Origin of the sequence: Streptomyces sp. NBC_01216 (assembly GCF_035994945.1) — a bacterium.
In the GTDB taxonomy this organism is placed as follows: Bacteria; Actinomycetota; Actinomycetes; order Streptomycetales; family Streptomycetaceae; genus Streptomyces.
The window spans coordinates 2,223,396-2,236,205 of record NZ_CP108677.1 but is presented as its reverse complement, the minus strand read 5'-3'; the positions used below and the strand labels follow the sequence as shown (position 1 = coordinate 2,236,205).

The 12,810-nt window shown below is 73.3% G+C and carries 9 protein-coding genes and 2 pseudogenes; 5 read left to right on the top strand and 6 right to left on the bottom strand.

Going from position 1 to position 12,810, the window contains the following annotated elements; translation table 11 throughout:
• Window positions 1-31 precede the first annotated feature (31 nt).
• Window positions 32-466, top strand: a complete 435-nt coding sequence (locus OG393_RS09355; RefSeq protein ID WP_327374175.1) for a hypothetical protein — start codon at window positions 32-34, stop codon at window positions 464-466.
• Between the two features lie 86 nt (window positions 467-552).
• On the opposite strand, the gene OG393_RS09350 is transcribed toward OG393_RS09355, so the two are convergent.
• The 5 genes from OG393_RS09350 to ligD all read right to left on the bottom strand — a co-directional run bounded on the left by OG393_RS09350 (window position 553) and on the right by ligD (window position 8,158).
• The gene (locus OG393_RS09350) at window positions 553-2,028 is read right to left on the bottom strand and encodes a penicillin-binding transpeptidase domain-containing protein (RefSeq protein WP_327374174.1); all 1,476 of its coding nucleotides are present in this window, start codon (window positions 2,026-2,028) and stop codon (window positions 553-555) included.
• Window positions 2,025-3,404: an FtsW/RodA/SpoVE family cell cycle protein gene (locus OG393_RS09345; RefSeq protein WP_327374173.1), complete on the bottom strand. Its 1,380-nt coding sequence runs from the start codon at window positions 3,402-3,404 to the stop codon at window positions 2,025-2,027. The genes OG393_RS09350 and OG393_RS09345 overlap by 4 nt, the downstream gene beginning before the upstream one ends.
• 197 nt (window positions 3,405-3,601) lie before the next feature.
• Window positions 3,602-5,704, bottom strand: coding sequence for a PBS lyase (locus tag OG393_RS09340; RefSeq protein ID WP_327374172.1), 2,103 nt, complete (start codon window positions 5,702-5,704; stop codon window positions 3,602-3,604).
• 673 nt (window positions 5,705-6,377) lie between these two features.
• Window positions 6,378-7,277, bottom strand: a complete 900-nt coding sequence (locus OG393_RS09335) for an ATP-dependent DNA ligase (protein ID WP_327374171.1) — start codon at window positions 7,275-7,277, stop codon at window positions 6,378-6,380.
• A complete protein-coding gene (ligD, locus tag OG393_RS09330) occupies window positions 7,274-8,158 on the bottom strand; it encodes a non-homologous end-joining DNA ligase (RefSeq protein WP_327374170.1) in 885 nt (294 codons plus the stop codon). The genes OG393_RS09335 and ligD overlap by 4 nt, the downstream gene beginning before the upstream one ends.
• Before the next feature lie 58 nt (window positions 8,159-8,216).
• Here ligD and ku point away from each other — a divergent pair, with 58 nt between their 5' ends.
• On the top strand, window positions 8,217-9,314 hold the full coding sequence (gene ku / locus OG393_RS09325) for a non-homologous end joining protein Ku (protein WP_327374169.1): 1,098 nt from the start codon (window positions 8,217-8,219) through the stop codon (window positions 9,312-9,314).
• 178 nt (window positions 9,315-9,492) lie between these two features.
• Here ku and OG393_RS09320 read toward each other — a convergent pair whose 3' ends face one another.
• The gene (locus OG393_RS09320) at window positions 9,493-10,305 is read right to left on the bottom strand and encodes a hypothetical protein (protein ID WP_327374168.1); all 813 of its coding nucleotides are present in this window, start codon (window positions 10,303-10,305) and stop codon (window positions 9,493-9,495) included.
• Between the two features lie 160 nt (window positions 10,306-10,465).
• Here OG393_RS09320 and OG393_RS35460 point away from each other — a divergent pair.
• The 3 genes and pseudogenes from OG393_RS35460 to OG393_RS09310 all read left to right on the top strand — a co-directional run.
• Window positions 10,466-10,810 (top strand): annotated as a pseudogene (locus tag OG393_RS35460) (M4 family metallopeptidase); the annotation flags it as partial.
• A gap of 84 nt (window positions 10,811-10,894) precedes the next feature.
• Window positions 10,895-11,245: pseudogene (locus OG393_RS35455) on the top strand (M4 family metallopeptidase); the annotation flags it as partial.
• A 216-nt stretch (window positions 11,246-11,461) separates the two neighbouring features.
• Window positions 11,462-12,808, top strand: a complete 1,347-nt coding sequence (locus OG393_RS09310) for a salicylate synthase (protein WP_327374166.1) — start codon at window positions 11,462-11,464, stop codon at window positions 12,806-12,808.
• Window positions 12,809-12,810 lie beyond the last annotated feature (2 nt).

The following is a 12,810-nucleotide window of genomic DNA, read 5'->3' as shown; positions in this document are numbered from 1 at the left end:
CTGCCCCTTTGAAGAAGGCCGCATCGAGGCCATGCTGGACATCAGCGATCCGCTGCTGTGCGAGAAGGCGAACGCCGACTGGTACCGGTTGTCGCTCGAAGGAGGACTCTTCTCCGCGACCGACCGCAGGTTCCTGCTCGCGCTCCCGCCCGAGGAGGAAGGCCCCTCTCGATGGGCCTGTGTCGAGTTGCAGAGCTCGTGGGACATCATGGGGAGGGGCGCTGCCGGGCTACTCGGAAGCGCGCCCTGCCGCCCTGAGTTCCGCATGCTCTCGCTCGACGGGGACGTGCTCTGCTTCGCGACCACCTGGGAGCACGCCATCAGTACCTCGGTGCTGACGGCGCCGCATCGTTCCCACGTCCTCCGACGGTTCGCCGCATGGGTGGCGGAGGGAGCGATGGACGAGCCGGATGAGCCGGCGTTGAGCCCCGCGGTACGCCGCTGGCTCGACAGTCACGAGGTGTGAGTCCGAGCCGGCCTCCCGGGCCGGCCCGGACCAGCGCCCAGGGAGCCCCGACCGTGTCATCGGTCGGGGCTCCCTGGCTTTTGGTCCTACCCCCTGTCCGCCGCCTCCAGCCTCAGTGCCTCCGCCATCACCGCGCGGGCGATCGGGGCGGCGCTGCCTCCGCCGCTGATGTCGGTACGGCTGGCCTCCGCGTCCTCGATGACGACCGCGAGGGCCACGGCCGGCTGGGCGGAGTCGTCCGCCTGGGCCCAGGCGATGAACCAGGCGTACGGGGTGCCGGTGTTGCCGAAGCCGTGCTGGGCGGTGCCCGTCTTGCCGCCGACGGTGGCGTCCGGGATCGCCGCGTTCGTGCCGGTGCCCTCCTCGACGGCCTTGACCATCAGGCGCCGGAGCTGGTTGGCGGTCGAGGGGCGCATCGCCTGGCGGTAGCTGTCGCGACCGGTCGTGCCGACCGTCCGGCCGCCCGAGGTGGTGGTGCGGTCCACCAGGCGCGGGGCGGCGATCTCGCCGTTGTTCGCGACCGCCGCCGCCACCATCGCCATCTGGAGCGGGGTCGCCGTCGTGTCGAACTGGCCGATCGAGGACAGCGCCAGCTGGTCGTCGCTCATCTCCCGGTCGAAGTTCGACTTCGCGACCCACGAGGGCACCCGCAGCGCCGTGTCGTTGAAGCCGAAGCCGCCCGCCGTGTCCAGCATGCCGGAGAGTCCCACCTTCACCCCGAGGCCGGCCATCACCGTGTTGCACGACCACTGGAGCGCGTAGGCGAGCGACGCGTCCTCGCAGCCCTTCGCCTCGTTGGGGAGTACCTGGCGGGTGCCCGGCAGGACGAACGGGTCCGGAGTGTCCGTCGGCGCGTCGACGTCCGTCACCACTCCCGCGTCCAGGGCTGCCGCCGCCGTCACGATCTTGAAGGTGGAGCCAGGCGGGTAGGTCTGGCGGAGGGCACGGTTCAGCATCGGCTGCTGCGGAGCGGAGTTCAGCCTGGCCCAGGCATCCTTGACCTGCTCTCCGGTGCCGGACAGCACCCCCGGGTCGTACGACGGCGAGCTGACCAGCGTCAGGATCTTCCCGGTCGACGGCTCGATCGCGGCGACCGCGCCCCGCTTTCCCGCCAGGCCCCGGTAGGCCGCCTCCTGCATCGAGGCGCGGATCGTCGTCAGCACGGTGCCGCCCGGGTTCCGGACCCGGCTGATGTCGTTCCAGAAGGGCAGCGGCGCCAGCATCGGGTCGGTGCCGGAGAGGATCGCGTCCTCGGCGTGTTCGAGCAGGGTGGTGCCGTACGTCTGGGAGGCGTAGCCGGTCACCGGCGCGTACAACGGGCCCTGGGTGTAGGTCCGTTCGTAGCGGAGCTGCTGGCCGCTGTCACGGGAGCCGGTCACCGGCCGGCCGTCGACCTTGATGGTGCCGCGCGGCTGGGCCCAGCGGGCGATCGCGGGGCGCCGGTTGGCCGGGTTCCCGTCCAGCGCGTCGGCCTCGACGACCATCACCCGTACGGCGTTGACCAGCAGCGCGGCCAGGAGGACGAGGCAGAGGCCGGCGGCCCGGCGGATGTACGGGATCACCGGGCCCCCTGCGGGATCGGGCCGGCGACCCCGGCGTCCACCGTCTCGGGGTCCGGGGTGCGGGCCGAGTCGCTGACCCGGACGAGCAGCGCCACGATCACCCAGTTGGTCACGACGGACGAGCCGCCCTGCGCCAGGAACGGCATCGCCATACCGGTCAGCGGGATCAGACCCATCACCCCGCCCGCGATGACGAAGACCTGCAACGCCAGGATCGAGGCGAGCCCTGTCGCGAGCAGTCGGCCGAAGGGGTCGCGCAGGGCGAGTCCGGCGCGGTAGCCGCGGGCTACGAGCAGCGCGTACAGCAGGAACAGGGCGGTCAGGCCGACGAGCCCGAGTTCCTCGCCCGCCGTCGCGAGGATGAAGTCTGACTTGGCGGCGAAGCCGATGAGGATGGAGTTCCCGAGGCCGAGCCCGGTGCCGAGCGTCCCGCCCGCGGCGAAGGAGAACAGCGACTGGGCGAGCTGACCGGGGCCGTCGCCCGCTTCGATGGAGGCGTAGGGGTCGAGCCAGTCCTCGACCCGGCCGTGCACATGCGGTTCGAGGGTGCCGACCGCGAACGCGCCCACGGCCGCCAGCAGCAGGCCGACCGCGATCCAGCCGGTGCGGCCGGTCGCCACGTACAGCATGATCACGAAGAGTCCGAAGAAGAGCAGTGAGGTGCCCAGGTCGCGTTCCAGGACCAGGACGCCCACGCTGACCGCCCAGATCGCGACGATCGGGCCGAGTACCCGGCCGGCGGGGAGTCGCAGCCGCCAGATCCTGCGGCCGGTGTACGCCAGCGCGTGGCGGTTGGCGGCGAGATAGGCGGCGAAGAAGACGGCCAGCAGGATCTTGGCGAACTCCCCGGGCTGGAAGGACAGTCCGCCGGCACGGATCCAGATCCGGGCGCCGTTCACGGCCGGGAAGAAGATCGGCACGACCATCAGGGCCAGGGCGGCGGCCACCGAGAGGTAGGCGTACCGCTGGAGCACCCGGTGGTCGCGCAGCAGGACGACCACGGTGATGAACAGGCCGACCCCGAGCGTCGACCAGTCCAACTGGGTGGGTGCGGCCGGGTCGCCTGGGGTCTCCAGGTCGAGCCGGTAGATCAGCACCAGGCCCAGGCCGTTGAGCAGCACGGCGATCGGCAGGAGCAGCGGGTCGGCGTACGGGGCGCGGAAGCGTACGGCGAGGTGGGCGAGCAGCGCGAGGAGCCCGAGCCCGGCGCCGTAGCGGGCGGCGTCCGGGGGGACGGCTCCGTTCCTGGCGAGGCCCACGTCGGCGTAGCCGAAGACGGAGATGAGGACGGCGCAGACGAGGAGGGAGAGTTCCACGCCGCGGCGCTTCGGGGTGCGTAGCCCGGGCGGGGGAGCGTCCGCTCGTGTTGCGGTCATGGTCCGCAACGTAGCAAGCAGTAAGCCTTATGTCCCTTTTGTGTGACGGTGTGCCGTCCGGTGAGGGTCAGTCCCGTGGACGCTCCTCACGCGCGTCCGGGGGGTCGGTCTCGCCCCGGGGTCCCGAGGCGGGTCCTTTCTGCCTCTTGAGTGTGGTTCTCTCCGCCTGGTGGTCGGCGGAGCCCCGCCGGGACCGGTCAGCGCCCCCGTTCCATCCGGGCGAGGGCCGCCCGGCAGAACGTGAGGAGCTTCTCGTCCTCGTGGATGTCATGACTTCCGGAGCCGTTCTCCCGGGCGTTGTGGCGGCGGTTCCGCGCCAGTTCCGAGCGGATCACCCACTCCGCCTCCGCCGCCGCGGGCCCCATCTCCGCCAGGCACTCCGCGATGGCCACCCGCGCGTGCCGGTTCTCCTCCCAGGCCGCGAGCAGCACCGGAAGGGCAGCCTCCGCGTCGCCGGTCACCCGCCACAGGGCCGCCGCGCTTCCCACCCGTACCCACAGGTCCCGCGCCGTGAGGCCGTGGCGCAGCGCGGGCGCGCCGCCGGCCGCCGCCGGGCCGATCGCGCCCAGCGCCCCGGCCGCCGCGCAGCGGTCCGGATCGGAGACTCCCGGCCGTAGCCACTCCTCCAGTGCCGGCAACACCGCCGCGACGTCACCCTCCACCGACCACAGCGCGAGCGCCGCCTTCGTGGCGACCGTCGCCGAGCCGCCCGCCAGCAGCGACCGCAGGTCGGGCAGCAGGTCGGGCGCCGCCTCCCGGGCCGCCGGGCCGAAGGCCGCGACCGCCTTCAGCGCCGCCTCCTGCACCCAGTCCCGCCGGTTCGACGGCGCCCCGCGCAGCACGCGCAGCACCTCGGGCAGGGCGTGGACGCCCCGGACCGCGGTCAGCGCGAAGAGCAGTGGCGCGGCGTTGTCGTAGAGGCGCTCGTCGAGCGCGACCGCGGCCAGCCGCCGGCGTAGCGCCGGGGTCAGCGGCACGGCGGCCGGGCCCAGCGCGTCGAGCGCGTACAGCAGTTCGCGCGGCACCTCGGGTCCCGCCAGCGCGCGGGCGAGCAGCGGAACGGCCCGCGCGTCACCGGAACGGGTGAGGGCGAGCAGTGCCCCCCGCCGGTCGGGACGCTCGCCGTGCGCTCCGCCCGTCGGCCGCGGCGGGCCGACGGCGAGCCACTTCGCCAGGGTGTCGGCGGCCGGGGCGGTCAGCTCGAACAGCCGCTCCAGAAAGGAAGCCGCGGCGTCACGCAGCCGCGGATCGGGATCGACGAGCTGCGCGCCGACGAGCCGCACCACCTCCTCGTACGGGCCGCGCCACATCCGTATCAGACCGCCGCACAGCCAGATCGCGTCCGCGCGCCGGCCGGGGTTCGGGCTGCGCAACTGGGCGAGCACCAGGGCGATCCGGTCCTCGACGCGGTCGTCGAGCGCGGTGTGCAGGGTGCGCAGCAGTTCGTCGGCCCAGGGCGTCGACCGGTCGGCCGCGTGTTCCTCCAGGAACTCGCTGACCTGCCCCGCGAGGGACGGCGGGCAGGTCCGGGCCCCGCCGTCGTGGGCGGTCGGCTCGGGCGGCGCGGTCCGCACCTCCTCCAGCAGTCCGGTCACCCGCTCCACGACATCGTCCGGGACTTCCGCCGGCGCGCACCGGGCGAGCTGGGCCAGCGCGGCGAGCCGCAGTCCGGGCGCGTGGGCCGCGCGCGTGAGCCAGCCGAGCCAGTCGACGGTCTCGGCGCGCAGCGACTCGTGCCGCCGCGCGATCCGTCCGACACCTTCCACCAGCGCGAGCCGCACCTCCGTGTCGCGTTCGACCGTGAGCCGCTCCCGCAGCAGGGTCAGGACGCGGCCGGGCTCGGGGTGCAGGGAGGCGAGCGCGCACGGCGCCGCCAGCCGCACCTCCCGGTCCGGGTCGCCGGCCAGGCCGAGGAAGACGTCCGACCCGGCCGCCACCGCCGCCGAGGCCATCGCGTAGTTCGCCGCGCCGATGAACTCCTCGTCGTCCGGGTCGAGCGCGTCCAGTTCGTCGTCGCCGCCGAGGTCGATCCCGCCGATGCTGGTGAGGAGTTCCACGATCGCGCCGCGGTCCTGGACCTCCGGGTCGGCGACGAGTTCGAGGAGGAAGGGGATGCAGGCGAGCGTCGAGTCGTACACGTCGCCCTGGTGGTGCACCGAGCCGTACATCCCGTCGAGGGCGAGTTCCCGTTCCGCGGGATCGGCCGAGGCCAGCCCCCGCAACAGCTCCGGCACGTCGTCCGCGGGACCGTACGCATGTCCCAGCGACGCCCAGTCGACCTCCTCGATCCCCGTCAGCATGCCGGCCGCCGCCTTCCCCGTGAGCGCTGTACCAGGGAGCAAGTGTGCACCACGGCAACGGAGACGAGGACCCGCTGACCGGACGCGTTCACGGAAGGGCGCCCGGGGCGCTCGCTTTGCGCCAAGTGCGGTACGAGGGTCCCCGGCATCCCCGGGCCTGGCCCCCGCCACCGGGTGTGCCGTGCCCCGAACCTTTGCCCGCGCATCGTCGGCCGCTGCTTCCCGGGCCCGCGCGCCACGGCCCGCCGAATCGTGGTGACCGGCGCGTCGCCCCGCCGCTCACCCCGCCCCGTACCACCGGCCTGCGGTGTGGTGAGAGGGCTTCCGGGCCGACAGGGCGGGGCAGGTGCTCCCGGCCTGGCGGCGGGTGTCAGCGGAAGCCGACCTGACACTTCGCGCACGCGAAGCCTCGTGGGTGGTTTCTTCGCGAGCCCGGCGCCGGGCGGGGGAGGCCGCGGCGTTCCCGGACGCGTGGGCGGCGCTCGTGTCCCTTTCGCGGGAACGGCAGTTGGCCGGTATGCGGCTCAGAGCCGACCCCCGCCACACCCCCGGCCCGGGACGGCTCCCCGGCGCACCCCACACCCCGGCTCGCCCCACACCCCGGCTCGCCCCGTACGCGCCCCGGGCCCGTCCTCCTCCGCACGCCACGCCCCCGCGCCGCCCCCTCGCCGGGTCATCCCTCCGCGCGGAACCGCACGAAGCGCGCCGTCTCGTGGCGGCCGGCCGTCTGGCGCAGTTCCACGACCAGTGGGTCGGTCAGCGGGCGCACCACCCCCAGGTCGGGGTGGTCCGGATCGGCCGCGGGCTCGCCGAGCCGGCTGTGGACGAGTTCGGCGACCTGGCGCGACTGCGGTGGGGTCAGCCGGGGCGAGGTCGCCACGGCGCGGCCGTCGGGGAGGCGGACGAGGAGTGCCCGGGGCCGGTCGGCCGGGCCGAAGACGCCGAGCAGGGCGCCGTCCAGGGTGTCGGCGTGCCGGATCTTGCGCCACGACCAGGTCGCGCCGGGCCGGTACGCCGAGTCCAGGGCCTTGGCCACGAGGCCCTCGACACCCACCGGCCGCAGGTCGCGGAACCAGTCCCGGGCGGTGTCCTCGTCCTCGGTCGCCAGCACCCGCTGGAGCGGCGGCGCGGCGTCCGCCAGGGCGCTCCCGAGGAGGTCCCAGCGCTCCCTCAGCGGCAGCGGGCGGACGTCCCGGCCGGGCAGGGCGAGCAGGTCGAAGGCGATGTACGAGACCGGGACGCCCAGCCGCGCCCGGTCCCCGGGCGAGCGCAGCAGGTCGCCGAAGCTGAGCCGTCCCTCGCGGTACGCGCACAGCTCGCCGTCCAGGACGGTGCCCGCCGGCAGCAGATCCCTCAGGCACGCGGCGATCCCGGGGAACTCGCGGGACAGGTCCCGCTCCGAGCGGGACTGGAGGAAGACCCGCCCTTCCTCCAGGACGAAGGCGAGGGCCCGGAAGCCGTCCAGCTTGACGGAGTACTGCAGCCCGCCCGGCACGCTGCCGCGCGCGGGGATCTCGTCGGCCGCCCGGGGGCGCATCACGCCGGCCGGGGGCCGCAGGACGACGCCGCTCACGGCAGGGCCCCGGCCCGCCCGGGGTCGAAGAGCGGGGCGAGGAGGTCTCCGTGCCGCTCCAGACGTGGCGCGATGTCGTCCATCAGCAGCACCAGCCGCTCGGGGCTCTGGCACGCCGCTACCTCCTCCCAGGTCACCGGCGCGGAGACGGTGGGGCGCTCCCGGGCACGCAGCGTGTAGGGCGTCGCGGTGGTCTTGGCGGCGGCGTTCTGGCTGAAGTCGACGAACACCTTGCCGGCCCGCAGGGCCCGGTTCATCCGGTGCAGGACGAGCGAGGGAAGCTCCGCCTCGGCCCGCACGGCCAGCTCCCTCGCGTACGCGGAGACCTCTCCGGAGGGGGTGGGCTCCAGGGGTACGAGCAGATGCAGGCCCTTGGCGCCGGAGGTCTTCGCGAACGCCTCCAGGCCGTCGGCCGCGAGGCGCTCCCGCAGGCGCAGGGCCACCCGGCAGCACTCCACCACGGTCGCCGGCGGCCCGGGGTCGAGATCGAGGACCAGCCGGTCGGCGACCGCGGGCGCACCGGCCCGCCACTGCGGCGTGTGGAACTCCACGACCAGGTTCGCCGCCCACATCAGCGAGGGCAGGTCCTGGATCATCACCTGCCGGGCACGGGGGTCCTTGGAGCGCGGCACGGGGGTGGTCCTCACCCAGCCGGGCGTGCCGGGCGGCGGGTTCTTGGTGAAGAAGAGCTGGCAGCCGGGCCCGTCCGGATAGCGCAGGAAGGACACCGGCCGGTCGCGCAGATGCGGCAGCATCGCGGCGGAGACCGTGGCGTAGTAGTGCAGCAGCTCGCCCTTGGTCGTGCCGGTGGCCGGGTGGAGCACCTTGTGCAGATTGCTGAGCGCGAGGCGCCGCCCCTCCACCTCCGTGATCGGCGTCATACGATGAGAATCCCACGAAACGGTCAGACTCGTTCAATCCCGAAGAAAGGGAATAAACGTGCGATCCATATGGAACGGCGCCATTTCCTTCGGCTTGGTCAGCATCCCGATCAAGCTGGTCAACGCCACCGAGAGCCGCTCCGTGTCCTTCCGCCAGATCCACACCGAGGACGGCGGGCGCATCCGCTACCGCAAGGTCTGCGAGCTGGACGGGGAGGAGGTCTCCCAGGCCGGGATCGGCAAGGCGTACGAGGATGCCGACGGGACCATGATCCCGATCACCGAGGAGGACCTGGCGTCCCTGCCGCTACCGACGGCGCGGACGATCGAGATCGTGTCCTTCGTGCCCGCCGGTGAGATCGATCCGCTCCAGATGGACGCGGCGTACTATCTCTCGGCCAACGGCGCCGCGGCGGCCAAGCCGTACACGCTGCTGCGCGAGGCGCTCAAGCGCAGCGACCGGGTGGCGGTGGCGAAGTACGCCCTGCGGGGGCGCGAACGGCTCGGGATGCTACGGGTCGTGGACGACGTCATCGCCATGCACGGGCTGCTGTGGCCCGACGAGATCCGCGCGCCCGAGGGTGTCGCCCCGGAAACGCCCGTCTCGGTCCGGGAAGCCGAACTCGACCTGGCTGACGCCTTGATGGCGACACTGGGCGAGGTCGACCTCGACTCCCTGCACGACGACTACCGCGAGGCGGTCGAACGGATGGTCGCGGCCAAGGCGGAAGGCGGCGAGGGGGTCGCGCCCCCGGAGCCCGAGGCGGAGGACGGCGGCCGGGTCATCGACCTGATGGCGGCACTGGAGAACAGCGTCCGGGCGGCGAAGGAGGCCAGAGGCGAGGAGCCGGCGGAGGCGTCGGTCACGGCGCTGACCTCGCGCAAGGAGGCGGGACGGCCGACCCGGCCGGCCCCGAAGGAGACGGACGCCAAGAAGTCCACGTCGAGGACCACGGCGAAGAAGACGGCCGCGCCGGCGCGGAAGTCCACCGCGAAGACGGCCGCGAAGAAGACCTCCGCGAAGAAGACCGCGGCGAGCGGGACCGCTGCCACGAAGAGCGCCTCGTCGGCGAAGGGCGCGGCCGGGGGGAACGCCAAGGGTGCCGCCGGGAAGCGGCCGGAGAAGAAGGCGACCCCGCGCAGGCGCAGCGCCTGACGGCGTCGCGGGGGAGGGGCGCGGGTGAAGCCCGCGCCCTCGCCACGCCCGCCCCCTGGTCGCCGCCCCCGCCCCCTGGTCGCCGCGCCCGCCCCCTTGCCGGCGGCGCCCCGGCCGGGACCGCCCCTCCGCCCCGGACCGCCCCTCCGCCCCGGACCGCCCCTCCGCCTCCGGGCGGCTACGCCAGCAGCTCCCGTAGCGCGCTCTTCATCGCGGCGACGAACGCCTCCCGCTCCGCCTCCCCGGCCAGGTCGAGCGACAGGTAGGGATTGAGGTCCTCCAGCTCCACGAGCAGGAGTTCCCCGTCGGGTGCCCGGCAGGCGTCCACCCGTTGGATTCCGTGAGACAGCTCGTTCCAGTCCGCGAACCGCTGGGCGAACTCCAGGTCCCGGGCGGTCGGTTCGTAGGTCCGCAGCAGCCAGCGCGCCTCGGGGTCGGGGGCGTACAGCGCGTACTGGAAGGCGCGCCCCACGAAGTAGAACGACACCTCGTAGACGAACGGGACGCGCGGCTGAACCAGCATTCCGGCGGGGTCCACGTCGTCGAGTTCCGCCCGCTCCACGAAGCGCAGGCCCACCGAGTCGGCGCCGAGCAGCGGCTTGACGACGTAGGTGCCGGCCTCCGGAAGCCGGTGGAACTCCTCGCGTCGTCCGGCCGTGGGAATGACCGGAAAGCCCTCCCTCGACAGCTGGAGGAGGTACTCCTTCCCGGCCATGTCGGCCTTCCCGTCGAGGGAGTTGAACACCCGTACACCGTCGCGGAGCGCCGCGGCACGGAAACCGTCGTACGCCTCCTGGTAGTGGATGACCGGTCCGCTGTTGCGCACGACGACGGCGTCGAAGCGGCCCATCAGCGCCGCCGCGTCCCGCGGATGGCAGAGCGCGACGCCGAACTCCTCGCGCAGTCGGCCGCTCAGGTGGATGTCCTCGTCGCAGTAGCGCCGGCCGCGCGCCTGGTAGCCGAGGTCGGTGACGTACAGAAGGTTTTCCATCGAGGTATCCAAGCAGGTCGATCCGATCGCATAACGGACATGATTGATCGCCCTCCGGACAACTGACGGTCAAATCCTTGTTGCAGACCTGTCGACAAGGCTCTTTCGCTGCCACGCTCACCGCCGCGCCATCCCCCACAGCTTCAGCGAAGGAGCCCGCGTGACCCGCCGGCAGTCCTCGCACCACCGCCCCTCCTCGCGTGCCGCCGCCCTGCTCGCCTCGGCCTCCCTGGTCGTCGTGGGCGTTCAGAGCGGAACGGCCGGGGCCGTCTCCGAGCGGGAGGACGGCGCCACCGCGCTGGTCCTCCCGGCCGCCGAGCGCACCGCCGCGATCACGGGCGCCCAGGCCGAGGCCGCCCAGACCGCGCGGGCGATCGGCCTGTCCGGCCGGGAGGGCCTGGTCGTCCGCGACGTCGTCAAGGGCGCGGACGGCACCGTCCACACGCGCTACGAGCGCACCTGCGAGGACCTGCCCGTCCTCGGCGGCGACCTCGTCGTGCACCGCGGGAAGGGCGGCGCGCGCTCCACCGCCAAGGCGACCGGTGCCCGGACAGCCGTGCCCGGCACGGCCGCCGCCGACGCCCACTACGACGGTAGCTCGGCCGACTACTGGTCGAAGAGCGTCGGCCGCCTGGACGTCCACTACTTCTCCGGGCCGGCGAACCACTTCTTCTACCTGCTCTCCGAGGGAAGCGGCGCCAAGACCCTCAACGGCGTCAGCTACGACTCGCCGACCGCCGACGGCTCGACGGTCACCGGGATCGGCCGGACCAAGGCATACCAGAGCTGGTACAAGGCCCTCTCCACCTACATGACCTCCTCCACCGACTACGCGGGCGCCCGCACCGCCACCCTCGAGGCGGCCGGCGACCTCTACGGCACGGGCGGCGCCGAGTACGCGGCGGTCGCCGCCGCCTGGACCGCGGTCAACGTGAAGTAGCCCACCCGGACCTCCGGACCACTCCCACACCGCACCACCGAAGGGCCACGCGTCGCCGTGCGGCCCTTCGCCGTGTCTCGGGGGCCGTGCCGGGCGGCCGGTGGCCCGCGCCCGGGTTCGCACTTCGATCAGGAGGGCTAATCGACACACCCTGGGGCGAAGGCTGTTACCTCCGTATCGTTTTTGAAGGTAACCGCTATGGAGGAGGAACTCCCGATGAGCCCCATCGCCCCGCGCCACTACTTCGAGACCCAGCTCCAGCTCACCGAGGACCCGCTGCTGGTCGCCGCCCGTCTCGCGGACTCCGGACTGCACGACTCGTACGTCGTCTACGAGAACGGCGGCGACTGGGCCTACGCCGGAGGCGTGCGGGCCGAACTGACGCTGGACCGCACCGGCGCCCGGCTCACCCAGGAGGACGTCCCGGACGTCTTCCGCCCCTGGGACGACCAGCCGCTGCGGCTGGTCTCCGAACTGCTCGACACCGTCACCGTGCCCTACTGGCGGGCCTACGGCTGGGCCACCTTCGAGCTGTCCTACGCCAAGGACGGCAACCTCGACGGCATCGGCGACGGACGCCTGATGCACCTTGTCGTGCCGCGCGCCGAGGTCCGCTTCGAAGCCGGACACGCCCTGCTGCGCGCTGCCGACCAGGCCACCCTCGACGCCCTGCTCACCACCGTCTCCAGCGCCTCGCCGGCCACCGCCGGACAGCCCCGGCCGCTGGACGTGCACGCCACCGGCGGCCCCCAGTACCGCGAGGCGGTCCGGCTCGCCGTCGACGAGATCAACGCGGGCGCCCTGCACAAGGTGATCCTGTCCCGCGTCGTCGAGGTCGACGACGACGTCGACCTGACCGGCACCTACGTGGCCGGCCGCCGCGGCAACAACCCGGCCCGCTCCTTCATGCTCAACCTGGGCGGCACGGAGGCCATCGGCTTCAGCCCGGAGATCGTCGTCCAGGTCTCCGAGGACGGCCGGGTCGTCAGCCAGCCGCTGGCCGGCACCCGCGCCCTCACCGGCGACCTCCTCACCGACGAGTCCCTGCGCGCCGACCTGTTCGGCTCCCCCAAGGAGGTCTACGAGCACGCCATCTCCGTCAAGGTCGGCGCCGACGAACTGGTCGACGTCTGCGTCAAGGGCTCCGTCGAGGTCCCCGAGTTCATGGCCATCCGCGAGCGCGGCAGCGTCCAGCACCTCGCCTCCCGCGTCGCCGGACAGCTCGCCCCCGGCCGCGCGGCCTGGGACGCCTTCGGGGCGGTCTTCCCCGCCGTCACCGCGTCCGGCGTCCCGAAGTCCGCCGCCTACGACTCCATCCGCCGACACGAGCCGGAATCCCGCGGTCTCTACAGCGGCGCCGTCCTGACCGTCGACCACACCGGCGCGATGGACGCGGCCCTGGTGCTGCGCAGCGCCTACCGCCAGGACGGGCGCACCTGGCTGCGGGCCGGCGCCGGGATCGTCGGACACTCCACGCCGGAGCGGGAGTTCGAGGAGACCTGCGAGAAGCTCGACAGCGTCGCCCGGTTCCTCGTCCCGGCCGGGGCGGGCGGTACACGATGAGG

Bases quoted from the DNA above. Each gene is read 5' to 3' on its own strand.
- OG393_RS09355 (WP_327374175.1), top strand. From the start codon at position 32: ATGCTGGACATCAGCGATCCGCTGCTGTGCGAGAAGGCGAACGCCGAC.
- OG393_RS09345 (WP_327374173.1), bottom strand. From the start codon at position 3,404: ATGACCGCAACACGAGCGGACGCTCCCCCGCCCGGGCTACGCACCCCG.
- OG393_RS09340 (WP_327374172.1), bottom strand. From the start codon at position 5,704: ATGCTGACGGGGATCGAGGAGGTCGACTGGGCGTCGCTGGGACATGCG.
- ligD (WP_327374170.1), bottom strand. From the start codon at position 8,158: ATGACGCCGATCACGGAGGTGGAGGGGCGGCGCCTCGCGCTCAGCAAT.
- OG393_RS09320 (WP_327374168.1), bottom strand. From the start codon at position 10,305: ATGGAAAACCTTCTGTACGTCACCGACCTCGGCTACCAGGCGCGCGGC.
- OG393_RS09310 (WP_327374166.1), top strand. From the start codon at position 11,462: ATGAGCCCCATCGCCCCGCGCCACTACTTCGAGACCCAGCTCCAGCTC.